At 35.6% G+C, this 24,453-nt stretch carries 22 protein-coding genes and 2 riboswitches; of the genes, 3 read left to right on the forward strand and 19 right to left on the reverse strand.

Annotated elements, in window-relative coordinates; genetic code table 11:
• Positions 1–228: 228 nt before the first annotated feature.
• The 16 genes from AB3K24_RS05115 to AB3K24_RS05190 all read right to left on the reverse strand — a co-directional run bounded on the left by AB3K24_RS05115 (position 229) and on the right by AB3K24_RS05190 (position 15,507).
• Entirely contained in the window at positions 229–1,680 is a 1,452-nt protein-coding gene (locus tag AB3K24_RS05115; protein WP_367974118.1) for a peptide MFS transporter, read from the reverse strand.
• Between the two features lie 359 nt (positions 1,681–2,039).
• Positions 2,040–2,726, reverse strand: coding sequence for an NADPH-dependent F420 reductase (locus tag AB3K24_RS05120; protein ID WP_367974119.1), 687 nt, complete (start codon positions 2,724–2,726; stop codon positions 2,040–2,042).
• Positions 2,716–3,771 (reverse strand): Atu2307/SP_0267 family LLM class monooxygenase, encoded by a 1,056-nt coding sequence (locus AB3K24_RS05125; RefSeq protein ID WP_367974120.1) that lies wholly within the window; start codon positions 3,769–3,771, stop codon positions 2,716–2,718. Before AB3K24_RS05125 ends, AB3K24_RS05120 begins: the two co-directional genes overlap by 11 nt.
• A gap of 303 nt (positions 3,772–4,074) precedes the next feature.
• Positions 4,075–4,716 (reverse strand): YczE/YyaS/YitT family protein, encoded by a 642-nt coding sequence (locus tag AB3K24_RS05130; protein WP_367974121.1) that lies wholly within the window; start codon positions 4,714–4,716, stop codon positions 4,075–4,077.
• A 151-nt stretch (positions 4,717–4,867) separates the two neighbouring features.
• Positions 4,868–5,671 carry an alpha/beta fold hydrolase gene (locus AB3K24_RS05135; RefSeq protein WP_367974122.1) on the reverse strand — a complete coding sequence of 268 codons (804 nt, stop codon included), beginning with the start codon at positions 5,669–5,671 and terminating at the stop codon, positions 4,868–4,870.
• Positions 5,672–6,295: 624 nt separating this feature from the next.
• Positions 6,296–6,784, reverse strand: a complete 489-nt coding sequence (locus AB3K24_RS05140) for a GNAT family N-acetyltransferase (RefSeq protein ID WP_367974123.1) — start codon at positions 6,782–6,784, stop codon at positions 6,296–6,298.
• A 414-nt stretch (positions 6,785–7,198) separates the two neighbouring features.
• The gene (locus AB3K24_RS05145) at positions 7,199–7,720 is read right to left on the reverse strand and encodes an Asp23/Gls24 family envelope stress response protein (protein WP_367974124.1); all 522 of its coding nucleotides are present in this window, start codon (positions 7,718–7,720) and stop codon (positions 7,199–7,201) included.
• Positions 7,721–7,741: 21 nt separating this feature from the next.
• Entirely contained in the window at positions 7,742–7,951 is a 210-nt protein-coding gene (locus tag AB3K24_RS05150) for a DUF2273 domain-containing protein (protein ID WP_367974125.1), read from the reverse strand.
• A 17-nt stretch (positions 7,952–7,968) separates the two neighbouring features.
• Positions 7,969–8,523, reverse strand: a complete 555-nt coding sequence (amaP, locus tag AB3K24_RS05155; protein WP_367974126.1) for an alkaline shock response membrane anchor protein AmaP — start codon at positions 8,521–8,523, stop codon at positions 7,969–7,971.
• Positions 8,524–8,547: 24 nt separating this feature from the next.
• Positions 8,548–8,793, reverse strand: coding sequence for a GlsB/YeaQ/YmgE family stress response membrane protein (locus AB3K24_RS05160; RefSeq protein WP_367974127.1), 246 nt, complete (start codon positions 8,791–8,793; stop codon positions 8,548–8,550).
• 417 nt (positions 8,794–9,210) lie between these two features.
• Positions 9,211–11,031, reverse strand: a complete 1,821-nt coding sequence (spxB, locus tag AB3K24_RS05165; RefSeq protein ID WP_367974128.1) for a pyruvate oxidase — start codon at positions 11,029–11,031, stop codon at positions 9,211–9,213.
• Positions 11,032–11,172: 141 nt separating this feature from the next.
• Positions 11,173–11,919 carry an LrgB family protein gene (locus AB3K24_RS05170; protein WP_367974129.1) on the reverse strand — a complete coding sequence of 249 codons (747 nt, stop codon included), beginning with the start codon at positions 11,917–11,919 and terminating at the stop codon, positions 11,173–11,175.
• A gap of 18 nt (positions 11,920–11,937) precedes the next feature.
• Entirely contained in the window at positions 11,938–12,339 is a 402-nt protein-coding gene (locus AB3K24_RS05175; RefSeq protein ID WP_367974130.1) for a CidA/LrgA family protein, read from the reverse strand.
• Between the two features lie 290 nt (positions 12,340–12,629).
• Positions 12,630–13,295, reverse strand: a complete 666-nt coding sequence (tenA, locus tag AB3K24_RS05180; protein WP_367974131.1) for a thiaminase II — start codon at positions 13,293–13,295, stop codon at positions 12,630–12,632.
• A 2-nt stretch (positions 13,296–13,297) separates the two neighbouring features.
• Positions 13,298–14,563 (reverse strand): acetylornithine deacetylase, encoded by a 1,266-nt coding sequence (locus AB3K24_RS05185; RefSeq protein WP_367974132.1) that lies wholly within the window; start codon positions 14,561–14,563, stop codon positions 13,298–13,300.
• A 65-nt stretch (positions 14,564–14,628) separates the two neighbouring features.
• Positions 14,629–14,717, reverse strand: a riboswitch (TPP riboswitch).
• A 121-nt stretch (positions 14,718–14,838) separates the two neighbouring features.
• Positions 14,839–15,507 carry an MmcQ protein gene (locus AB3K24_RS05190; protein ID WP_367974133.1) on the reverse strand — a complete coding sequence of 223 codons (669 nt, stop codon included), beginning with the start codon at positions 15,505–15,507 and terminating at the stop codon, positions 14,839–14,841.
• 370 nt (positions 15,508–15,877) lie between these two features.
• Between AB3K24_RS05190 and AB3K24_RS05195 the strand changes: the two genes are divergently transcribed.
• Positions 15,878–17,197: a replication-associated recombination protein A gene (locus AB3K24_RS05195; protein WP_367974134.1), complete on the forward strand. Its 1,320-nt coding sequence runs from the start codon at positions 15,878–15,880 to the stop codon at positions 17,195–17,197.
• 34 nt (positions 17,198–17,231) lie between these two features.
• On the opposite strand, the gene AB3K24_RS05200 is transcribed toward AB3K24_RS05195, so the two are convergent.
• Positions 17,232–18,086 (reverse strand): alpha/beta fold hydrolase, encoded by an 855-nt coding sequence (locus AB3K24_RS05200; RefSeq protein WP_367974135.1) that lies wholly within the window; start codon positions 18,084–18,086, stop codon positions 17,232–17,234.
• A gap of 555 nt (positions 18,087–18,641) precedes the next feature.
• On the opposite strand from AB3K24_RS05200, the gene AB3K24_RS05205 reads away from it, so the two are divergent.
• Together AB3K24_RS05205 and AB3K24_RS05210 are read left to right on the forward strand one after the other, a co-directional pair.
• Complete coding sequence (locus AB3K24_RS05205) at positions 18,642–21,188, forward strand: AAA family ATPase (RefSeq protein WP_367974136.1); 2,547 nt, start codon at positions 18,642–18,644, stop codon at positions 21,186–21,188.
• 404 nt (positions 21,189–21,592) lie between these two features.
• A riboswitch (TPP riboswitch) is annotated at positions 21,593–21,681 on the forward strand.
• 124 nt (positions 21,682–21,805) lie between these two features.
• Entirely contained in the window at positions 21,806–22,504 is a 699-nt protein-coding gene (locus AB3K24_RS05210) for a thiaminase II/PqqC family protein (RefSeq protein ID WP_367974137.1), read from the forward strand.
• Positions 22,505–22,729: 225 nt separating this feature from the next.
• Here AB3K24_RS05210 and AB3K24_RS05215 read toward each other — a convergent pair whose 3' ends face one another.
• Both AB3K24_RS05215 and AB3K24_RS05220 read right to left on the reverse strand, forming a co-directional pair.
• Complete coding sequence (locus tag AB3K24_RS05215) at positions 22,730–23,182, reverse strand: GNAT family N-acetyltransferase (RefSeq protein WP_367974138.1); 453 nt, start codon at positions 23,180–23,182, stop codon at positions 22,730–22,732.
• A 4-nt stretch (positions 23,183–23,186) separates the two neighbouring features.
• A complete protein-coding gene (locus AB3K24_RS05220; protein ID WP_367974139.1) occupies positions 23,187–24,041 on the reverse strand; it encodes a metallophosphoesterase family protein in 855 nt (284 codons plus the stop codon).
• Positions 24,042–24,453: the final 412 nt, after the last annotated feature.

The raw sequence follows: 24,453 nt of genomic DNA on the forward strand, positions 1-24,453 counted from the left end.
ATAAAATATATTGATAAACAACAGTAGTTTTATTTATGTTACTGTATCTCCCATTTTTCGTTAGCAACTGTATAAACACCTAAATTATAGCGACTTCCCTGTGTTAGTTTTTTAAGAACACTATACGATCGATTTTTTCGCAGATCAAATGAGTTAAATAGTATATACTTTCTTAAAATTTGATTGTTATTGTAAGACACAAATAAAGCAATCATAATTTTTCAGAAACTACTGGATTCCTTTCATCAAACTATGAATCGGTTTTGACAAACAAATTAGTATAACACCTAGAACAATTGATCCAAAACCAAACCAGAAAAAGTACGCCACCTCATTATGTGAGTTGTACAATGATACTAATTGTGCATTTAAGGCAGATCCAGCTGCAGATGATAAAAACCACATGGACATCATTTGAGAGTTAAATGCTTTTGGGGCAAGTTTTGTGGTAACAGACAATCCCACTGGCGAAATTAACATTTCACCCAGAATGACTAATGCCCAAGAACCTACTAACCATAATGGTGAAACCCTTCCCGCAGTTCCAAATAATAGACCTGGAAGCGCCATTAACAGATAGCTTGCACCTGCAAATATTAAACCAATAGCAAATTTCATTGGTGAGGTTGGCTGATTCTTTTTCCAAGCCATCCAAAGCCATGCAAAAAATGGTGTATAGAGCATGATAAATAAAGGGTTAAATGATTGGAACCAGGCTGCTGGAAACCAAGTTAAATCAACACGTTCTGCCGCAAATGTCGCCAAGACGACAGCGCCCTGCTCTTCAATTGCCCAGAATAATACAGCAGCCAAGAATAGTGGAATATAAGAGACAACACGTAGCCGTTCAATAGATGTAATTTTTTTAGAGGTTATCATTAACACAAAATAAAACACTGGAATTATGATAGCAACAATAGTTAACAAGTTAATAAAAGCAGATAATGAGTGCCATCCAAAAACAAACATTAATACAACTGCAATAACTAAAACAGCTATGCCTAATATTGTCTTGTTAATTAAAGGCCTAATCTCGTCGGAATTCAATGGGTCTGATGCATGCAAAAACTGTGGGTCTAAATTCTTTTGACTACCAAAATGATATGCAATAAGACCTATAAACATGCCAATGGCTGCCAATGAAAATGCCCAGTGATAACCAGCTACCTTCTGAACACTACCAACAGCCAAAGGGGCAATAAATGCACCTAAATTTATACCAAAAACAAAAATAGAAAATCCTGCATCTCGATTGCGACTATTTTCAGAGTATAGTGAACCAACTAATGTTGAAACTGTTGGTTTTAGGAAGCCAGTGCCTAAAATAATCAGTCCTATTGAACTGAATAAGGCAATAACGCCAAACGGTAAAGCTAGGACAATGTGTCCAAGCATAATAAGCGTCCCGCCAAAAAGAACAGCCGGTCGCGCACCAATCATACGATCAGCAACAAATCCGCCTATTGCCCCAGAAAGATAAACCATTGAGGCATAAATAGCCATAATTGATGCAGCAGTTGTACGGGTAATGTTCAATTCGCCTGCACTAATAAGATCCCACATATAATACAATAAAATCGCTCTCATCCCATAATAAGAGAAGCGTTCCCACATCTCAGTTGTAAATAACGTGAATAATCCACGTGGCTGACCAAGAAAAGTTTTTTCTTTATTTTCCAAAATATTGCTCCTGTTTTTTCAACTTTAATCTTCTCATGAATAACAATATTCACTGTGCCTCGTATTTCTTCAATACATTACAGAGATAAAGATTAAATGTTTTGTAACTGTTTCAAAATCATCGATATTTTTAAAACGTTTTACCTACTGACTTTACCCATTTTTAGCTTTGTTGTCAATACCACATTGAAAAAATTGGATAGTGAGTTGACGATGTCATACCGTCAACTCACTATCCAATTTGGCACATAATTAATTTTTGGAACTTAACAGAACACATGTCACCAACATGAAACTGGTACTTGATAATACACATCTATCTAAATTAGCGTAATCAAAAATATAGTTGGTCTAAAACATTAATGCCCGTTGTTTCGTGCTTTTAAAATATTCTGTCCATGTGCTGTACTGCTGAATCCTGCAATAATTTTCTGCAGCGTATATTTATCGACATTTGCACCAAAAGCCTCACTACCTGGTTCTAACTTAATGCCGTTCGATAACGGTCCAATAAACAATGGATCAAACCCAAGACTATCGACAAAATATGCGACCGCTTGCACGTCATTTACGCTATCACCAGCAATAGCTATTGCTTTGCGCTCAAACTTTTCGTTCATTTTTGATTCATCAGACAAGTTATGATATCCCATGTGATTGAAAGCCTTTACAACATGACTTTTGGATAAATATTTTTGAATCAATTCACTAGAAGACTGCATTGGATTGGTAAGGTCTGTTCGTAAGCCATCTACCTCCCACCAATAATTCATGGCATCAATAACGAGTATTTCTTTTAGACTGTCTTTATCAATGGTTTTATACTTACCCAGTGGTAGAGCCAAGATAACTATATCGACTCCGTCTGCCATTGACTTTGCATCAACTGCTAGTGCGCCTGGTGCTAAAACATCGACGGTTAATGCAATTTTTTTTTCAGAACCAGATCCTGCTATTAACACTTTATATCCTGCACGAACAGCTAATTGCGCAAGTACCATACCAACTTTACCAGCACCTAGAATGCCAACAGTATTAATGTTCATGTGAATTCTCCAAAAGTATTGCTTTGACACGAGGTATGACTTTTTCTCCATAAAGTTTGATCATATGTTCGCGTGCTGATGTCGTTTGCTCGCCAGCACCATAAACTAAATCAAAACGGTCGACATTTAAAGTGATAATTGAATTTGCAATTTTTTTGGCGACTACTTCTGGTGTGCCGACATACATTGAGCCATATTGCATTTCATTTTCAAACTGTTCTCTAGACATTGGGGCCCAACCTCTAGTAACCCCGATTTTGTCAAATGATAGTTTAATATTTGACCATGCAATTTCAACTGCTTCTTCTTGTGTATCTGCAATGAAACCATGTGAATGCATACCAACTTTATTGACAGGAAAGCCAAATTTTTTTAAGGCTTGCTGATATAATGCGACATATGACTTAAAGTTTTCAGGTGATCCGCCGATGATTGCTAACATGACTGGAAATTGATAGCGTGCAGCGCGAATGATTGATTCAGGCGATCCACCGACTCCCACCCACGTATCGAGAGAAGATGAAGCGGTTTTTGGAAACACATTCGTATTCACTAATGATTGGGTGAAATGACCTTCCCAACTAAATTCTTTTTCTTCAAGTAGTTTTGAAAATAACGCAATTTTTTCTTCAAACAAGGCATCATAGTCCTTTAGGTCAAATCCAAATAGTGGGAAAGACTCCGTAAATGAGCCACGACCCAATATTACTTGCGCTCTACCGTCTGATAAGCCATCCAATGTTGCAAAGCGTTCAAAAACGCGAACCGGATCATCAGAACTTAGAACAGTTACACCTGATGCCAGTTTAATTCGCTTCGTGTGCGTTGCAACAGAAGCCAGAACTACTTCGGGACTTGAAATAGCAAATTCCTCACGATGATGCTCTCCTAATGCAACAACATCAACACCGACTGCGTCCGCCAGTTCAATTTCTTTAACAACTTGCTTCAAAGCACCAGCATAGGTCATTAACTTACCAGTGTTATCTTTCGGTATATCACCGAATGTGTCTAAACCAAATAATACTTCTTTTTTCGCTGCCATCTTGTCTCCTTTTACTTACTATTTATAAGTAAATTCTAAATGCAGTTTGTTTAATTGTCAACTAATTTGCTGTATTTTTTATATCTGAGAAAAGATAGGTAAGTCTTGCAACTTCAAATACTTCTTATCAATTACTGACTATTTTAAAACACAGGACATTTTTTTCCACATTGCTTGAACATACTATCTAGTTTACCGTCATTACCAGCTAACTCAGCACTAGTTATTCTGTTTGCCATGATTTGATCATATTTACCTGAAGCAATTGCAGATACAGGAGTATGGTTAGTTGTCACAATGCCGTCATTGAAATGCTAGTTTGCGTGTAATTTTTTTAAATAGCTGACGCCAATACTGCACAATATAGCCGGTTAAGGTAGCGATCACTAACGTGCCTATACCAAGTGGTCCACCAAATATTAAAGAAATTATAAAAAAAGACAAATCTTGAATCGAACGTGTTACTCGGTAGCTGGCCCATTTATTTTTATCAAATAATGGTGCAACTGAATCATATGGAGAAACACCTAAATTGGTACTCGTATAAACACCAATTCCGAATGAAAATAAGAGCATACCAATAATAAATAAAAGTATGCCATCAGAATAAGAAACATCTCCAAACCAATGCTCATTTATGGCACCAAGTTTTGGCGTGAAATAAGCAACGATGTAACCAGGTAATGACATATTGATAATTGTTCCGATTCCAAATTGTGTGCGATCAAAAAATAGAATCACCAAAAACAATAGTGCATTAAACGCCAACTGATAGTTCCCCAAAGGCCAATGAAATGTATTTGATATGCCAACATCTGCTGATGTAGCTGGATCAATTCCCATATTTGCTAAACGAAAAAAAACAATTCCAAAAGCAATAATCACGGTTCCGATAATCGACGCAAATAGTCGCAAGATGAACAGCCTTGGTTTATTGTTAGTCATATGCCTCTCCTTTCTATTGCTAAACCACCTGAGTCTGTCTCATAGAATCTAATAAATAATTTAGTTATCATCGTAAAAAATTAAAAGCCTTAATAGGAAAACGAACCGAGAAAAAAACGGCCGTGACCCTACCACTATGATTATATCAAACCTATCTAACAGTATTTTTAATTAATTGATTCAGGTAAAAATGAACAATTTCAGGTTGATCAATCATCAAGTTGTGTCCAGCATGCGCAATCAGTGCAACGGTGCTTTTTTCATTGGTTGAAAATAACTTAAATTGTTGTTTGTAGCCAACCACATGATCGTGATGCCCAAGTAACACATAAACATGAGTATCATTACCAAATTCAGTTAATTTTCTTTCAGAAGACAAGGTATACCCCTCTTCTTCTAAGCGATTAATGAACGCAACATTTGCTTTTTTTAATCCCGGTAAAATAAGTTTTTGATAGGCTAGCCAACTTGTTTGATTGATGATGACATTCATTTCTGTAAAATCTTGTAAAAACGAGTCATTTTTTTCTGGTTGTGGTTTGTTAATGAATTCATTTTTATGTTCTTCAAGTATTCTTTTGTCTTTGTTTGCAATAACAACAGGACAAGTGATTAAAACGCCTATGACTTGATTCTGATAATGATGTGCGATTGCTTGCGCTAAGTATCCACCGTAAGAATGTCCGTAAATAATGAATTGATTCGATCCAATAATATGATTAATAAATGATATAAGCGTCTTCAAAATTGCGTCAGAAGAAACTTCAATAATTGGTATAGAGTCGCCCATACCAGGAAGATCTATATAGATACGCCTAAATTGACTTAAATTTGAGTTGTTTTCAAAAAAACCTTGTGTTGTGGTTTTGTCTAAAAACATACCATGAATGAATAAAATTGCTGTGCCATTGCCAACACTTGTGTATTTAATACCCTTATATTCAGTATCTATCATAATTCCTCCAACGCTTGAATCAACTAAAGCAAGCTATTGTATACATTGTATCGGCCAAACTTTGATAGGTCAAATGACTTAATAGTATGTCAATTTAGTATAGACTTTTTTAAGATTTGATTGTTTCTATCAATACTATTTACAAGCAATTATTAATCACAATCAGCAACGGAGAACTGTCAAATCAATTGGAATATAATGTCATGAAACAGTTCAAGGATTTTCTGGGTCGTTTGTGGACGCTATCATTTTATCTAACTCCCGATTATAGTTACTCAAAGCCAAACACAGTAGATTTAAATACTTCTTACAGTTACAATAAAAACGACACAACTAGAAAATTATGTCACATTGATCGATATTATGCCAAAATAATACAATTAATTTATTGTCATGCCAAGCGGTTAACACTGTGAGTGAATGACTGATGGTTTTTTCAGGAAGTTGTTGCGAATTATTATGTCTACGGAATACAAATAAATTGAAAATGATAGTCGGTAAGGAATGGTTAGCAGATCATGCAGGACAACTTGTGATAGTAAACAAATACTATAATCAAGCACGGTCACTAACTAAACGATTGGCTTTTATGATGAAAAAATTTAAATTTTTTAGTGATTCACATCAACCTGCTTTAGTATTAAATTTTTCCAAACGATATAGTTGTTCTGAATCAACTTTGCTTATACCGTTCTTAAAATCATATCCCATTCTCTTATAAAAATTTAATGCTGTTTTAGATGCTGGTATTTCAATTCGTGAGGCTCGTAAAAAAAATTCGTCATTTTCTAAAATGTTAATTATTTTCCTTCCTAAGCCATACCCTTGAAAATCAGGATCAATAAAAATATTAAAAAGACTGCTTTCTATTTTACTGCCCCAAAATGGACCAATTGAACCAACACCAATAATATGAGTGTCTTCAGAATTTTCAAGGACATAACAATGAAATTCTTTGGCCCGTTCAATTAAATTTGTGGCTTGTAGTTGATTTAAGTCATTTTCAATAAATTCAAGCGAATAATCTTGAATGTTGGTTGTCCGCATCGTCCTAGAAATCAATTCTGCAACTTCATCAGCATCGTCATTTAAAAATCTGCGTATTTTATACATATTCAGCCTCCTAAAAATAACTTAAGTATAGACCTATTCCGTCAAAATTAGCACTTTTATTTTTTCTATTGATCGTAAAATTAATATTTATTATCACTTCAATTGCTGTATGGTTCACCAGCACTAATTTTTACATCGATCAATGTTATTTGTGTACCAAACACATATTGACAAAGGAGACCTGAATTATCACGATCTTTTCAACCATACTAGCTATCATTTCATTAATTCTCGTACATTTTAGTAATATATAATAAATATTAAAACAAAATTGGTCGACATGCGCCCGGTTAAATACCGGCTTCATATCGACCAATTTGTTAGTTCATACTTTTTTCAAGTTTTTGAAAGTACTGCAACACATGTCATAAAGATATAGTAAAAAGGCTCAAAACTAAGGTTTTATTTTTATATTTATACAACGCGTACATCGTCATCATTTTTAACTTTTGACGCCGTTTCTTTGACAGTATTAACGCCATCCGATGTTTTTTCTTTAATTGTATTGCCAGCATCGGTCACACGATCTTGCAATGACACTTGATCAGCATCAAATTCTGCTTTTGTTTGAATATCAATCACTTCAACATTGAGTTCAACCAACTCTAAACTTGTTATGTCTGTCAATTGCTTGGTAATCACTTCAGTCAAAGCTTTATAAATATCGTGGGCATTGTTTCCATAAGCCATAATAACGTTTAGGTCAACAGCCACCTGTTCTTTACCAACTTCTACTGCAATGCCATCAACAGGATTATCACTGTTGACAAGTTTATTTTTAATATTAGCTATAAAACCACCATCAACGCCTAGCAAACCAGGAACATTTTCAATCGCATAGCCAACAACTTTTTGAATCACTTTGTCATTAAATGTCAATTCACCCTTAGGTACCGTCATGTCTGAACGCTGTGTCTTTTTGTTTTCTGTAACCATTATCATTTCCTCCAAATTTGTTTAACGTTGATTTTTTCGTAGCCAATTTTCAGCTATATGCGATAAATCAATATTATTTTTTTCCAGTAAATAGCCACCAAAAGCAGCAGCTAACGTTACTACGATGATAAAAATTGTGCTTAGAAAACCAACAGTCATTATCAAAGTTGCTAGAACAAAACCAATGCCACCGGTAATCCAAAACATTGAGATATTGTTTTTGTTAATCATTTTTACACTCCAAACTACTAGATAACCCGTGCGGCTTTACGCTTGCCACTGGTTGCCTGATTGATCTTCATATCGACTTTAATGGGAACCGTATTAACGCCTGCCAATAAATCTGTTATTTTATCTGTTAAAGTGTTTGTTAATCTGGGTAATTCCGTAATCGCATATTGCTGATATACTGAGTCTGCTACAATATGAAATCGTTTTTGATGCCGTGTATTTTTAATCGTTACTTTGATGTTCGATAACCCTTCACCCGATAATTGTGTTTGGATAAAGTGACTGACACCATTATTACTTAATGCTAGTCGACCGCGCTTGGTATGACTCAATGGGATATCTGCCTTCTGTGAAGGTGCCAATAATATTCCTAAAAGAATAATTATAGTGATCACGATGAGTGTCATACCATAGTATTCAACAATTGTTTGACTGTTAATGGTGATATTAAGATTCATACGTTCTAAAACAGTCATTATAGTCACAATGATACGTGGCCAAAGCATGATTGCTAATCCGATCAAATAACCTATGCTAAGCAAACTCAGCAGGGCTTTTCGCCATTTTTTCATATCACACCTCTTTACTTAGTTGCGTTAACGATTTGCTCGAATACCAAAAATAGCTGATACAATTAAGACAAGAATAACCGCCCCGATGATTGATGGAATAATTGCCATACCAGCAAGACTAGGACCCCAATGACCAAGAATTCCCTGTCCAATTGCTGATCCAACAAGACCGGCAATAATATTACTAATCCACCCCATAGATTCACCGCGATTCGTAATTGCGCCTGCAACTGCGCCAATAATGGCGCCAACGATTAATGACCAAATCATAATATAATCCTCCATTCTTTTCTTCATATAAGTAGCGCTACTTATTACTTTCAGTATAACATTTTCTTTAATATTTCACAAACTTTCTACGAGTAAATAGCTTATTTTATTAGGTTGACAACGCTTACACAAATATTATTTCACAATGTAAAAAATATTAAGCGACTTCGCTATGTCGGGGTTCAATATGAAACTGTAGCCCAATCTAGTACTGCAAACAAGTTTACCATTGTCAGGTATTTCAAATATATCCTCATGCCAATACAAGGCCGAAATATACTAGGACTGATTTCTGTTTGCCATTTCAGAAGCGTAAAATAACAGCTATATCCTCTGAATATAAAAAAACCAATAACTGAGATAGATTTTATACTATCTAAGCTATTGGTTGTAGTACATAATGACGATTCCAAATATTTAAAAACTATATTTATTATCAGTCGTATCTTTAATATACTTTGAAGTTAGGCCCTCAGCTTCAAGGAATTCACGGAATGGGACTAATTCCTGTGCTTCATAGCGTGTTTTGTAAGCATTAACAACCGCTTCACTGTACAATTCTGTATCAAGCTTCAATGTTTCCACAGGAATTGGACGATCCTTCGTGATCTTTGCATCAATAACAACAACACGTCCCTGATTGTTGTAGTCGACTGCTTCCTTCATGACACGATCAATATCTTCAATACGCCTTACGGTTAAACCAACCGCACCTTGTGCTTCGGCAATCTTTGCATAATCAACATCAGTAAAATCAACACCAAAGTTGTATGTGTTGGTGTCCTCATACTTGTTCTTGATAAAACCATATTCTGTATTTGTGAACACGACGTTGATAACAGGTAAGTCGTAGCGGACATTTGTGACAACATCTGGATACGTCATTGAGAAGGCACCATCACCCATTAAGTTCCAAACTTGACGATCTGGATACGTATTCTTAGCACCAATACCGCCTGGTAAACCAATACCCATTGTTGCAAACAGTGGTGATGTACGCCACATGTTTTTAGGTGTCATGTGTAAGTGACGTATGGACATTTGCGTCACATTACCAACGTCAGTTGAGAAAATGGCATCTTTTGCTGCATACTTATTAATTGCATGATAAACTTGGTAAGCTTGAAGTTCGCCTTCAGTTTTTTGTTCAAGCTTATTCATGTAATCACGCCAGTTTTGTACGTTTTTAATATTGGCATGCCACCAAGATGATTCATTAACTGGCGAAACCTTAGCAAGAATCTCATTAATGGCATCACCAGCATCTCCTAGGATAGCAACATCATTTTGATGACGTTTACCTAGCATTGCTGGATTATTATCAATTTGAATGAACTTATTAACATTTCGGAATGTCCCTTCAACCTCTGAAAATGGGAAGTTTGTTCCGACAAATAATACAGTATCTGCTTCAAGAATGGCTTCATTAGCTGGTTTCCAGCCAACACGGAATGTTGAACCTGTAAAGGCTTCAAAATCCCAGTCAAACGTTTCAAAGTTCTTACCGGTTGTAATAATAGGCGCCTTGATCTTACGCGCCAATTCTTGAACGGCAGGACCATGTCCCATCGTACCAACACCAGCGTAGATGATTGGACGCTTTGCTTGGTTTAGTATGTCAACGGCTTCATCGATATCCGTTTCGTCAACAGGCGCTGATTTATATTCTTTATACTTTAAACCTGACGAATATAATGGTGATGAATAAAGTGAATCTGCATCAATTTCTGAAAATCCAAAATCAGCAGGGACTTCAAGTACTGCAACGCCACGCTTTGAAATTGCTGTCCGAATTGCGTCATCAACCAAATGAGGTAACTGCTCTGCAGTAGCTACACGGCGGTTGTAAACAGCAATGCTTTCATACATTGGATTTTGATTTAATTCTTGGAATGAATCCATGTTTAACTCACGAACTGGTTTAGATCCCAAAATAGCTAATACCGGCGTGTGATCCATCGCTGCGTCATATAAACCGTTGATCAAATGCGTCGCACCAGGGCCACCTGAGCCAACTGCAACACCCAATTTACCGCCAAACTTCCATTGCATGACAGCTGCCATTGCACCGACTTCTTCATGTTTAACTTGTAAGAATTTGATGTTGTTTTCAGGATTTCCCATCGCATTCATCAAACCACTTAATGTGCCGGAGGGAATGCCGTACATTGTGTCAACACCCCAGCCTTCCATAACTTTCAAAGCTGCTAACCCAGCTGATATTTTCTTATCTGACATTTTAATACTCTCCTAAAATAAATATAGTTTTTGTAAACGCTTACTTTATCACTATTTTAATTATAGCCTAATTATTGTATCATATCAAGTGATTGTTATTCGCTAAAAAATAGTCAGTTTTATAGCTAAAAATGATACGAATTACATCAGTCCCATTAATTTTGCAAATGTTGGCACAATTAAATCAACAATTAAGCCAATAACTACCATTGAAATAGAAGCCATAGCACCCTCTACCTCACCAACTTCTATGGCCTTTGCCGAACCAATGGTATGTCCAGCTGTACCAAATGATAATCCTAATCCTATCGGATCTTTATCTAACTTAAACCATTTGATCAGTTGGCTACCCAAAGCATAAATGACAACAGCATTAACAATGACTGCCATCGCTGTAATGGATGCGGCCGTTGTGCCCATTTGGCCACCACCTGCAATGACAGAAGAAATTGGTAATGCGATTGCCGTTGTTGCCGCTTGGGGCAACATAGCGATCGTTGCAATTTTTGATAAACCAAATAGACGTGAAATGGTAAAAATAAGAAACAACGCTATTGTTAATCCAACGAACAAAGAAGTAAAAATGCGTAGCCAATACTGTTTCACTAAATCACGACGTTTGTATAGTGGGACCGCAAACGCCATTGTTGCTGGACTCAAAAACCAAAAGATGAAATCACCCCCAACTTTATACTGTTGATAAAGTGATGTGACAGGTTGCTGTAATAAGCTAGATAAGCCAATCAAGATTAAAATACCCAGTACCATGCCGATAAACAAGGGTTGAAATATAAAAATTGGATACTTCTTGAATAGCTGTTGGCCAATCCAATAAACGGCAATCGTTAAAAAAATGCCCCAAAATGGTGTGCTTAAAAAAGATAACATATAGCTACTCCTAACAACCTATAATTTGTGATGGGTTTTATCACTAATTTTCGCCACTAGTTGTGATGTATACGCAACTGACAGTAAAAGAACGATAGTTGAAATAATCACTACTGCAATAATTTTAATGCCTTCTTGTTTAAATAAAGTTAGCGAACTGGCAAGCGAAATTCCTGAAGGTACAAATAACAAGCCAATCAAGCCAATTAAATTTGTTGACAGGCTTTCTACTTGTTCTAACTTAACAAGGCCACTCACTAAAGCAATAAATAATAATATTAAACCAACTAATGGTGTTGGTACAGGAAATCCGGGTAACACCAATGAAATACCAATTGATAAAATATTAGCCACCAGTAGAATACTACTAAAAATTAGAAATTGCGTTAATAGTGGCGCAGCTTCCTTTTTCTTCTCCATAAAACGATCGCCTCCTGAATATTGTAAGCGTTTACATTGCAGATTTAATTGTACACCATCACACCCATATTGCAAGGGATTTGAAAAATTATAAAACAAGACAGATCTTTTACATGAAAATTTCTCAGTCAAAATTTTAAGAAACTAACGCTTTCAGTTACGCCATGAAAGTTTGCGCACAAAAATCATTATAAAAGTTCAAAAAAAAAACGCACGAAAATGAAGGACTAATGATATAGCATTGACCAATTATTCGATCAATAAAGATGGTTAAAAGCAGTGACCCAAAACTAAACCAGCCACTTTTCTTCTTGATAAGCCATTTCCCAAAAAAGCACTTCATAACGCAACGAATTTTTAAAAATGTTTGTTAAGTGTGTACGTTGAACAGATGTTTGTTGTGTTGTTAACGTATCAAATTTTTGAATTAACCACTCAGTCAAGGCACTAAACTCAGATGAACTATACATCGCAATCCACTCACCGTAAAGCGCATGTTTGGCACCTGGCGAATGAGCTAAACTTTTACCAATTGTCTCATATCCCCACATACAAGGTAAGAGTGCAGCCAGGAGTTCTGCTTGTCCGCCAATCTGAGCAACTGATAGTAGATAATTTGTGTATGCCAATGTTGTCGGTGATGGTTCTGCAGAGGCTAATGTCCCTTCGTCAATATTAAATTGCGCAGCATACTGCCGATGTAATGCCATTTCTTCAGTTAAAGTTGACTGTAAAATTTTTGAAAACTGTGTCATGGTTGTCAAATCAGTGCTTTTGAGAGCACCTAGGGCAAACATTTTAGCATAATCTATCAGATATACATAATCTTGTATCATATAATATTTGAATTTTTTGATGGGTAACGTACCAGCACCGATTTCTTGCACAAATGGATGATTTAGATTAGCTTGCCAAATATTGTCAATTTCTGTGATGATTTCTTGACTAAATCCCATTTTTACTCCTTTTTGGTCTGTGTCCAATTCACAATAAACTGTGCTAAAGATTGACTATATTGCACTAAACGTTCAACTGAAATACTTTCATCAACTGCGTGTGCATGACGTAAGTCACCTGGCCCGTATATGGCAGCGGAAATGTGTGCGTCACCAAACCAACCACCATCCGTGACACTTGTTGAAACAGAAATTTTTGTTTTCGTTTCAAAAACAGCTAGGTGCGCGTTTAGCAATGTTTGAACTGCGGGATGATTTTTATCTACTTCGAGTGCCGGAAATATTTCGCCTCTGTCTTCAATCATCGAATTGCCGCCCCACTCAAAAGTGGGTAAGTGGTCTCGCAACCATGGATCTGACTGTGCTAATCGGGTTACAAATGATTCGATTTCTTGTGTGACAGATTGATAGGTTTCATTTGGATAAAAGTGAACTGTTATCCACAAACGTGCCTCATCAGCGATGAATGCTGCATTTCGACCACCTGAAATTACTGCAGGATTAATCGTATTCGTGCCAGCAGGAAAACCAGGATAAACTTTGTTCACTGCCCAGTCACGTTCCAATTCCTGCAAACCAATGATTAACTTTGCCATTTTTTCAATGGCACTCGCCGCTCTTAAACCGCCACCAGCATGGATCATTTCACGACGCAAGCCATCATGGTAAGTTTTGTCACTTTTAATCGTAATCCAACCTGTAATAACACCACCCTGCCCTTGGATTTCTAAATCACTTGAATCTGTTACAAGTGCAAAATCTGCTGTATAGCCATGTTCAATTGTTGATTTCGTACCGGCCTCACCAACCTCCTCACCAATCACTGATTCAAATAGTATTTTACCAGGCAAGGCGATGTTTTGATCATGCAAAATTTTTAATGCGAATAAAGCAGCTGCCAAACCGCCTTTCATATCTGATACACCACGCCCAATGATTCGTTTATCATGAACCACGGCATCAAAAGGTGAAAAATGCCACTTTTCATCCGGATTTAACGCAGCAACATCCATATGGCCATTAACAATCAAACTTTGATATGCAGAATCGCCAGCTTTGGTACCAACTACGATATCGTCATGATCATATAATTCCCACTGGTCAATATCAAATCCCAAAGGCCGTAAAAAATCAGCAACAAAATTTTGGGCCTCACGCGTGTTTCGTGCTGGCGGCGCTGGTGTTTCAAAAGCAACCAGATTTTTCACTAAATCTAATAACTCATCCTGTTGTGTCTCAATTTGTTGATTAACTTCTGTTAAATCCATGCTTTACCTCCACAAAAAAAGCACTTTTGCCAGCGGACAAAAGGTGCTCTAAAAATTGCGTTTAAACGTATCATAAATCACTTTCCTCCGCTGGTATTATCCATCTCAGGTTCAAAGGGTACTTCTCAGCCATTTGGCGCCCCCAGTATATTATTTAATTATGTCACAAGTGTAACGAATTTTGACAGATTTGTCAAAATGATTTTGAGTAGTCATAATTCTTACTTTTGCCCAACACCAACTTGAAGTGATTTAATAGGTTTATCAAATGCTTATTATTTTAACAACGCACCTAATGTATCTGGTACATATCGTGGGCCCCTAACAGAGGTTACACCGTATTTTTTTAATGTTTCGAGTGTATATGCTTGCTTATCGTATTTTGTCATTAAATGTATATGCATGACATACTTCATCGCAATATTTTTATCGCGATAAGGATAAGACTGGTTTACTTTGACAACTAAACATTTGTAGATAATGGCTGAAACCGGTGCGGTAACATACAGGTAAACCACATCATTCTCTTTAATATGTGTGGTTTGCTTCCAAATAATTGTTTCATTCTCAGAAAATGCTTTTTCTAAGTCAAAATAGTTTGGATTAGCTGGCACAAGCCACTTTGCGCCTGTAGTTGTTGGCGCGTAGCTAAAACAATTTTTGGCAATATTTTGCAATAAAGCGACATACTTTTCTTTGATACTTGCCGCAAAAGAGCCTAAATTATTTTCAACTCGGAAGTTCGTATATTCAGCATGATAATCAGTATCGATTATTTTACCGGTGACCTCTCCTGTTGCATTAACAATAATGATTACTGCAAAATTAGTCTCGGGTATATTTGTTGTGTATTCAAAAAAATTATCTTTTTTTTGAAAACCAAAAGTAATTAACTTTGAATTTTGAGGTTTTAAATTTGTAAATATTCCTGCTTCTATTGTCATTTTTTCTCCTGCACAATCACGTCATCGTCAACTAGTAACTTTTCATCATGTCATTTCTAAAATTAGCTTGTTAATAACAGCGTGTCCCAGCCATATTTAGAAGCACCAGTTTCAATAATTGTATCACCAGCATTTATTTGCCATAAATTTGATTGTAGTCATAATAGCGATACCCAGCTTCGCTTTTTTCAATTGGTTTAAAAGTGGCTTGTTTATCATAAAATATGCGTGTGCGACGCGTGATATTGGCCAACCTTACCATGTCACTTGTTTTTAGTATAGGAGGTCCTTTCGTTGACTTTAACATGACGTTATAGTTTAATATTGATTATAGCATGGTGTTACTATAAACTCGAAAGTCAGGTGTTTTATGAAGCAAGAATCTCTTTTCTCTAGCCAATTCCAAAAGACCCCCTTAGCTAGTCGTGTGCGACCACAAAATTTAGATCAGTTTGTTGGACAACAACAGTTATTGGGTGATGGCAAAATACTAAGAGAAATCATTGAAAATGATCAAGTGTCGTCAATGATTTTCTGGGGGCCACCGGGCGTTGGCAAGACAACACTAGCAGAAATTATTGCCCGAAGAACAAAATCTAATTTTTTGAGTTTTAGCGCCGTTGATAGTAGTATCAGCCAAATCAAAAAAATTATGAAACAAGCTGAGTTAGATCGTGAAATTGGGCAACAAACAACAGTTTTTGTAGACGAAATCCACCGTTTCAACAAGGCACAACAGGATGCTTTCTTGCCTTATGTTGAGAAAGGCAGCATTATTCTAATTGGTGCAACAACAGAAAATCCCTCATTTGAGGTTAATTCTGCCTTACTATCGCGTTGCAAAGTATTTGTTCTTCAGGCATTGAAACACGCTGATATTATCACGTTAATTGAAAATGCATTAAGCAACCCCAATGGTTTTGGTAAACAAACAATTAAGATCGGCCATGATGAAATTCAAGCCATTGCTAATTTTTCAGATGGTGATGCCAGAATGGCTTTAAACACATTAGAAATGGCAATACTTAACGGTGAAAAAACTGATGATGTGATCACAGTCACCATCGATAATTTAAGTCAGTTAATTACTAAAAAATTTGTATTATACGATAAAAGTGGTGAAGAACACTATAACATTATCTCAGCACTACATAAATCAATGCGCAATAGCGATGTTGATGCTGCAATCTACTGGCTTTCACGTATGCTTGAAGGTGGTGAAGACCCATTATACATTGCCAGACGCTTAATCAGATTTGCGAGTGAAGATGTCGGTTTAGCAGATACCAATGCGCTCAATATTGCAGTTAATGTTTTTCAGGCATGCCAATTTATCGGTATGCCTGAGTGCGATATTCATCTAGTTGAGGCCGTAACTTACTTGTCCCTTGCACCAAAATCAAATGCTATTTATAAAGCTAGGCTCGCGGCTGCTAAAGATGTTAAGCAAACAGCTAACGATCCTGTCCCACTACAAATACGTAATGCGCCGACTAAGCTAATGAAAGACTTAGGTTATGGGAAAGATTATGAATTAGCTCATCATGCAAAAGATAAACTAACCACGATGAGCACCATGCCACCCTCTGTTGCAGGACATGAATATTATCTGCCAACTATACAAGGCAATGAACGCCGTTTTAAAGATCGACTTGCTCAAATAAAGGCTTGGCATAAACAACATGGTTAGCCAAATAAAAAGGCGGTCTTTTTAGATCGCCTTTTTAAATTATTTTTTGTTGGGACCTATTAATCTGTTTTTTAAAATATTTAAGAATATAAGACAAAACTAGTGCGGGCTCATCTTCTTGGACTAAGTGTCCAGCATTTTTGATTGCAATAAAGGTAGAATTTGGTATCATTTGATTGAGTTTTTTTCCGTGCACTATAGGAATCCACTGATCCTGCTCGCCCCATAGCAAAAGAACCGGTGTCTTAATAGAGTTGTACATCGCTTCAATTTCATCGGTATATTTTTGGTTCGATTGCGCTATTTGTTGATAAAAAGCTTTTTTGCCCGCTTCACTTGTCCAAGGTTTTTTGATATTTTCTAATGTTTTTAAATCCATTTTGTTATAAGTGGCACCAGCGACATACTTCTCAAGAACAGCATCATGAATATAATTTGGTAAAAACTTGAAAGCCGACTCATTCAAAGTTACATGTTCGAAGAACGGCGAACCCCACGGTGATAAAGCAACTGGATCAATAAGTAAAATTTTCTCAAATGCTACTTTGTTAAGTAAATGTGTTCTTAAAACGGTAGCGCCACCAAAATCATGACCCACAATTTTAGGATTGATAAGATGCCAGTGTTTAATTAATTGAGATAAAATTTGATTTTGTATGCCTAAAGAAACGTTAGTTACATTTTTTTCTGATTCGCCGTAACCTAATAAATCGTAATAATAGACAGTAAACCAATCACTTAATGCTGGAATTATTTTACGCCAATTATATGATGACCATGGTGTTCCGTGAACCAAAATTAAGGGCTCACCGCGCCCCACAATATTATATTTTATATTGCCAAAATCTGTTTTATAGGATAAGTTAGGCTTCACATATTCATCTATCATTTTATGACCCTCGGTTTTGTATAATTTATAGTATTACATAATTCTATTATATCCAAAAAAAATGAAATAAATATTAACTTTGTGACCAAAAAATATTACCAATTTTATTAAAAATAAGCGCGTATTAAATAAAAAAGGCATAACAAAAAGTTTTGAAATGAACCCCACCAACCCGCCGCTTCTTTTTGATATCGTAAATCATCATCTGTATTCTCCTGTATACTAATTATAAGCACTTATTAGAATGAATTGTTTCTTGTGGGAGGTACTATTAATTCTTTTCTTAATCTTAAATGATCACAGTAGAAAGGTGTACCTTCTTTTCTAAAAGTACGCCAATTATTAAATCAAATTGTACCGTGACGTCACAGTCAATAAGTAAAGGACAGTTACTATTGACTGTGTCCAAACGGCATAGTTTAATATGTTATTAAGTCTTGCTGATTAATATGATAATCCATCAGCAATAAATCATATCAAAGTTTAAGGGAATCGTTTTTAGCAACCAATATTTGCTAATTAAATTAAACATATAGGAGGCATCATAAAAGTACTATGGCTGCAAAAAAAAGTAATATTAAACAAATTGAAGTCCGTGGTGGTAACGTCCACAACTTAAAAAATATTAATGTCAACATACCGCTTAATCAATTTGTGGCTATTTCAGGCCCATCAGGATCAGGGAAAAGTTCTTTAGCTATGGGTATTTTATATTCTGAAGGCTCACGTCGTTATTTGGAGGCATTATCTACCTATACTAGGCGCCGCATCAGTCAAAGCAAAAGGTCTCAGGTGCAGGAAGTAAAACATATTCCTTCGGCAATTGCCTTACGTCAAAGACCCAATCTGCCATCTGAGCGGTCGACTGTGGGCTCAATGAGTGAATTATTTAATGTCGTCAGACTGATATTTTCACGTTTAGGATCAACGGTATGTCCAAATGGTCATCGCGTAGATCCGAGCCTGAAAATTGCGCAAGCCATGGATTTGCCTGGTGGTGTAGATAGCCGAATGGGTATTATTACTTGCCCTGTTTGTGATGTTGAATTTATGGCAAAATCAGCTGAAGACTTTGCCTTTAATTCTGGTGGTGCTTGTACTGAATGTCATGGTACAGGTCACGTACGAGAATTAGATATCACGAAACTAATTGGTGATGAAAACCTTAGTTTGGCCGACGGTGCGGTTGCTTCTTGGCATTTACCAGGGCGTAATTTTATGCCTACAGTAGCAGCAACACTTGGGGTCCGCATTGATGTGCCGTATAAAGAATTATCAGATCATGAAAAAAACATTGTCTTACATGGTGAAAAAAAACAGTATCCAGTTGACTTTAGAACAGCAACTGGACGCGTGTTTCATACCGACAAAACCTTATATGAAAATGCTTATGAAGCAGTATATGATTCGCTTAAAACTGTCAAAAGTGAGCGCGCAATTAGCAAAATTAATCAGTTTTTTCATTTCTCAGTGTGTCCGACTTGTCATGGCACACGATTAAATCAGAAATTATTAACGCAACTAGTCGGTGGTTTAAATGTTGCTGAAGTATCAGCACTTTCGCTAGGAACTTTATCTCATTGGGAAAAGCAAACAAAACCTAAGTTACCACAAGACATGCAAGCTATGGCGACTGTTTTATTTCAAAATTTAACCGACACCTTGCGTCCTTTAATTGAATTAGGTTTAGATTACTTAACACTGTCTCGCAATGGCAACACCCTATCAACTGGAGAATTACAGCGTCTCCAGTTGGCCAGAACAATTCGAACTGAAACAATAGGTGTTTTGTATGTGTTAGATGAACCATCAATTGGCTTGCACCCCGATAATGTTAAAGGCTTAATTAATGTGTTTAGAAAACTGATTGATCAGGGCAATTCATTGGTTGTCGTTGACCATGAAGTTGCTATTATTGAAGCTGCCGATTGGGTAATTGAAGTTGGTCCTGGCTCTGGTGATGCTGGCGGTAATATTATCGCTGAAGGTTCACCAAAAGAATTAGTTAACAATTCAAAATCATTAATCGGCCCTTATATCTCAGGAAAAGCAACTATCATGCATGATAAGGTCGTTACTGCAAAACATGCCAATAACTTAACAACGCACTTAGAAGTCGATCAATACTTTAATCTTCATGACATTGCTGTAACAATACCTGGCAATAAAATTACAGCTGTCACTGGCTTTTCGGGCGCTGGTAAAACTAGCTTAATTTTGGATACCTTAGTCCCTGCTGTAAAAGCACTGAATGAAAAGCGAACATTACCATCTCAGGTAAAAAAATTAACGACTACTTTAACCAATGTCGTGAGTGTCGATGCAAAACCGATTGGTAAAAATTCGCGTTCAAGTTTAGCAACTTATACGTCAATTATGGATAACTTAAGACGTATTTTTGCTGATTTGCCAGAATCTAAATCCAAAAATTATGGTCTTGCTTATTTTTCATACAACAATAAACAAGGTGCCTGTGAACATTGTGGTGGTGTTGGGACAATCACCTTAGATATTCAATACCTCCCAGATATGGAAGAAACTTGCCCTTATTGTCACGGTGCACGATATAAAGATGACATTCAACAGATTCGTTGGCATGGCTACAATATTGTTGATTTACTGAACTTATCAGTTAAAGAGGCCCTAATGGTCTTTAAAGATGTGCCCAATATCGAAAAACAGTTAATATTACTCAGTGAAATTGGTTTAGATTATTTACATTTAGGTGAAACCACACCAAGTTTATCTGGTGGCGAAGCACAAAGATTGAAATTAGTTAATCATTTAAATAAGACACAAAATAATACCCTCTTTGTCTTTGACGAACCTTCTGTCGGGCTGCACCCACAAGATGTGCAAACCTTACTTGGTGTAATTAACAAACTAAAAGAAAAAGGCGCCACTGTCATCATCATTACCCATGATCTTGATTTGATGACTAACGCAGATTACATGATTGATTTAGGACCCAAAGGCGGATCAACTGGTGGGCAGTTAATGGCTAGCGGTGAACCAAGTCAGTTAGTTAAAAATCCTATCAGTCTAACCCTGACGTATCTTAAAGAACACTTTAGTCACTTTGGCTTAATTGGAGAAACATGATGATTATTTTCTCAACAGCGTACACTCTCAGTACCAACAATAAAGTAAGTTAACGTCCAATTTTTAGAAGCTCAAAAGAAAAAAGTTAGCCCATGAAAACCATAGTATACGCTCATTCTTGGGAATAAGCGTATACTATGTCACGATAATCAATTAATTTGACACCCTACCACTTGATAGAGTTGTATAAAGAATCTTTCAACACAATCTTTTCTCTCGAAGAACTTAAATTATATGGCGATGGCAAGACACCGTGCATTTTTGTGACAGAATTGATTTTTTATATTTCCTATCTGGTAGTCCAATTTATAAGCAATGTTAAAAAATTTTGCTTATTCAGAAGAAAAAAATCACTTTTTAAAATAACTAACTCACATTTTTAATATATGTGATAAACTATAAAAGTAAGATATCTGGGGTGCCTTGAGCTGAGATCATACCCATTGAACCTGATTTAGTTAACACTGACGAAGGAAGATGTTTATAAATTGATTCATCAAAAAAGTATCATTTTTTTGATTGGAGATTTCATTTTCAACTTTTGTCTCAAGCCCAGCTCAATTAGAGTTGGGCTTTTTTCTGATATTTTATAAAAAATAAAGATGGAGAATAATACAATGAAATTTAGTGAATTAGCACATGAGGAAACAAAAGAACTTTGGCAATCCAGTAAAAATCATCCTTTTATTAAAGGCATTGAAAACGGTACATTACCCTTATCAGCCTTCAAGGCCTATCTTTTACAAGATAATTTTTATGTTCAAAACTATCTTGCAATTTATGATAAAATACTATCAACTACAGACGATAATAAAATTATTCAAGAATTACAGTCAGGTATCTTAGCAATCAACGATTATGATGTGACGCAGCAAAAAAACATTTATAAACAACTTAATATCACAGAAAAAAATATTCATGAAACGCACATGTTACCAACAACATACCATTACATTTGCCATATGCATCATGCATTTAATGAGTACAATGAAATTCATGCTTTATCAGCATTATTACCCTGCCCATGGCTATATTTAGAAATATTTGAAGAAATGTTAGCACGCAAAAATTATTTACAGGGTTCAGAACAAATCTATATTGACTTTATAGAATCTTACGCTGATTCAAATTTCCAAAAATATGTTCATAAAATGATTGCGTTGCTTGATGATTTGGTGGCTAATCGTTTCAATGAAATCCAATCAGACATTCTTTTACAACAATTTGTGTATAGCAGTGCAGAAGAATTACGATTTTGGCAAATGACGCTTCTCCCTGAACAATGGGAAAAATATTCAATAGCCCAGTCATTTTAAAAATAATTCTTCTCACCGGCTAACCGCAATTTTAACTAGAAATATTATTGCGCCTAAATCAATCGTTTGAACTCATTTGTTCTATGGTTGGTCGGTTAAGCTACGTATATCTTACGCTGAAAGGAACAAGTTCATACCTATATTATTTTAGATAAAAACCTAGAAAGAAAATCAGTCGCAATTTGAATATAATTGCCCCCTCAAAAATTATTTCTAACGCAACTTTCATCTCATAAAAAATTGCATATCATAGTCTGTAATATTCAAATAATCATTTTTAAATGGACCGGAAATATCATGAAATCCGTTTTTGAGATAAAATTCATGAGCAGAAGCTCTGGCTGTCAAATTTACTTCGTCATAACCGCTTTTTTGATAGTCGACAATTACTTGTTTGAGCAATAAAGACCCTATGCCTTGCTTCTGAAAATCTGAGTCAACAGCGAAGGAAACAATCTTAATTGTTGATTTACCTAGTTCATAAGTTGAAAGTGTCGCAATCAGCTTTTGACTTAATAAAATACCATAAAATTGATTATTCTTTTCAATTAGTAAGTCATGTTGTAAATATTGCTTACCTAAAGGTTTTCGCAATATGTCATTTCTCAAATTTATAGTTTGATTATATAAATCACTATCGGTTGTTTTAAATTTTTTAAACAAAAAATTATTTTCCATAACGTTACTCCCTGGGCAACGAATTGAGAAACGACCGCAATTCATCTAAATAATTATGGGTCTGATTGATTTCACTCAAGATTTCTTGATTATGAGTATAAGCACGACCAGCGTAAATCATTGCTGAATATAATTCAGCATAAGGTAATCCAACCTTTGTTGCTAAAGATACTTCTTGATCAAGATTATAGGTAACCTTTCTGAAATCAACATCTGCTAAACCCATTTCGTCTATTTCTAAAATTGCATATTGTGCGCGTCGATCGTCGTTCAATTTTGAATGTGTAAAGAATGGTTCACCGATTGTGCCCGGATTAATCACTAATTGGCCTTTGCTACTATACCTTAACAATTGATGATGCACATGACCATAAACAGCAATATCATAACTAGAATCGTCAAATAATGCATCAAAATTGCTTGTTTCAGCGACTGGAAGTAACTCTGATCCATAATTTTTCTGAGGTGAATTATGAGAAATATTAATTTTCATATTATTTATTATCCGAGTTGTACTGGTTTCAAAATTCTTAATTTTATTCGTGTTAATCATCGACAAGTGCCTATAAACATACTTAGCTAAAATACCAATATAAATATCAGATGCATCGTTAAGGTCAATAGTAGCATTTTGTTTGATGACTTCAAGCAAACAATCGTCCCAATTACCTTTAATATAGATTGATGTATTAATACTATTAAGCAAATCAAATAACTCATTATTTCCTGGTCCAGGCAGGACTAAATCACCTAAAAACCAACAGTCATCAACGTTTCTTTTCTTGAGATCTGCTACGACAGCTGATAAGGCAGTAGTATTACCATGAACATCTGACAACAAAGCAATTCTTCGTTTCATTTTTATCTCTTTTTCATCAAATTATAATTCAATTAGATATTTTGCAATAATTATAGCATATTTTATTACATGCTATTAGTCAAGAGGAAATAATGATTTAATTGTTAATGCACTTTAATTAGAATTATTAACTACTTTTTAAAAATAAATAGTGTATAATTATTTTTAATTATGACAATTTGAAATGAAAGAACAAGAGAATGTTTAATGATAGTAATCAAAATAATAATCTGTTTATACGCCTTATTAATGTTATTAGCAGCAATTCAAGATTTTAAAAACAACAAAATTTCTAGTATGCTAATAATAACTACTACTTTAGTTATCATAGTTTCTTTTTTTCTGCCAACTGGATTATTTCAAGTACTTTCAGTGGCCGGATTAATAATTTTTCAAATAATGGCCATTTATC

It is taken from the genome of Leuconostoc aquikimchii (assembly GCF_040838325.1).
GTDB classification, from domain to species: Bacteria; Bacillota; Bacilli; order Lactobacillales; family Lactobacillaceae; genus Leuconostoc; species Leuconostoc aquikimchii.

What these genes read in the sequence shown, in the direction of transcription:
- AB3K24_RS05120 (WP_367974119.1), bottom strand. Translation starts at nt 2,726, where the DNA reads ATGAACATTAATACTGTTGGCATTCTAGGTGCTGGTAAAGTTGGTATG.
- AB3K24_RS05125 (WP_367974120.1), bottom strand. Translation starts at nt 3,771, where the DNA reads ATGGCAGCGAAAAAAGAAGTATTATTTGGTTTAGACACATTCGGTGAT.
- AB3K24_RS05130 (WP_367974121.1), bottom strand. Translation starts at nt 4,716, where the DNA reads ATGACTAACAATAAACCAAGGCTGTTCATCTTGCGACTATTTGCGTCG.
- AB3K24_RS05135 (WP_367974122.1), bottom strand. Translation starts at nt 5,671, where the DNA reads ATGATAGATACTGAATATAAGGGTATTAAATACACAAGTGTTGGCAAT.
- AB3K24_RS05140 (WP_367974123.1), bottom strand. Translation starts at nt 6,784, where the DNA reads ATGTATAAAATACGCAGATTTTTAAATGACGATGCTGATGAAGTTGCA.
- AB3K24_RS05145 (WP_367974124.1), bottom strand. Translation starts at nt 7,720, where the DNA reads ATGGTTACAGAAAACAAAAAGACACAGCGTTCAGACATGACGGTACCT.
- AB3K24_RS05150 (WP_367974125.1), bottom strand. Translation starts at nt 7,951, where the DNA reads ATGATTAACAAAAACAATATCTCAATGTTTTGGATTACCGGTGGCATT.
- amaP (WP_367974126.1), bottom strand. Translation starts at nt 8,523, where the DNA reads ATGAAAAAATGGCGAAAAGCCCTGCTGAGTTTGCTTAGCATAGGTTAT.
- AB3K24_RS05160 (WP_367974127.1), bottom strand. Translation starts at nt 8,793, where the DNA reads ATGATTTGGTCATTAATCGTTGGCGCCATTATTGGCGCAGTTGCAGGC.
- spxB (WP_367974128.1), bottom strand. Translation starts at nt 11,031, where the DNA reads ATGTCAGATAAGAAAATATCAGCTGGGTTAGCAGCTTTGAAAGTTATG.
- AB3K24_RS05170 (WP_367974129.1), bottom strand. Translation starts at nt 11,919, where the DNA reads ATGTTATCTTTTTTAAGCACACCATTTTGGGGCATTTTTTTAACGATT.
- AB3K24_RS05175 (WP_367974130.1), bottom strand. Translation starts at nt 12,339, where the DNA reads ATGGAGAAGAAAAAGGAAGCTGCGCCACTATTAACGCAATTTCTAATT.
- tenA (WP_367974131.1), bottom strand. Translation starts at nt 13,295, where the DNA reads ATGGGATTTAGTCAAGAAATCATCACAGAAATTGACAATATTTGGCAA.
- AB3K24_RS05185 (WP_367974132.1), bottom strand. Translation starts at nt 14,563, where the DNA reads ATGGATTTAACAGAAGTTAATCAACAAATTGAGACACAACAGGATGAG.
- AB3K24_RS05190 (WP_367974133.1), bottom strand. Translation starts at nt 15,507, where the DNA reads ATGACAATAGAAGCAGGAATATTTACAAATTTAAAACCTCAAAATTCA.
- AB3K24_RS05195 (WP_367974134.1), top strand. Translation starts at nt 15,878, where the DNA reads ATGAAGCAAGAATCTCTTTTCTCTAGCCAATTCCAAAAGACCCCCTTA.
- AB3K24_RS05200 (WP_367974135.1), bottom strand. Translation starts at nt 18,086, where the DNA reads ATGATAGATGAATATGTGAAGCCTAACTTATCCTATAAAACAGATTTT.
- AB3K24_RS05205 (WP_367974136.1), top strand. Translation starts at nt 18,642, where the DNA reads ATGGCTGCAAAAAAAAGTAATATTAAACAAATTGAAGTCCGTGGTGGT.
- AB3K24_RS05210 (WP_367974137.1), top strand. Translation starts at nt 21,806, where the DNA reads ATGAAATTTAGTGAATTAGCACATGAGGAAACAAAAGAACTTTGGCAA.
- AB3K24_RS05215 (WP_367974138.1), bottom strand. Translation starts at nt 23,182, where the DNA reads ATGGAAAATAATTTTTTGTTTAAAAAATTTAAAACAACCGATAGTGAT.
- AB3K24_RS05220 (WP_367974139.1), bottom strand. Translation starts at nt 24,041, where the DNA reads ATGAAACGAAGAATTGCTTTGTTGTCAGATGTTCATGGTAATACTACT.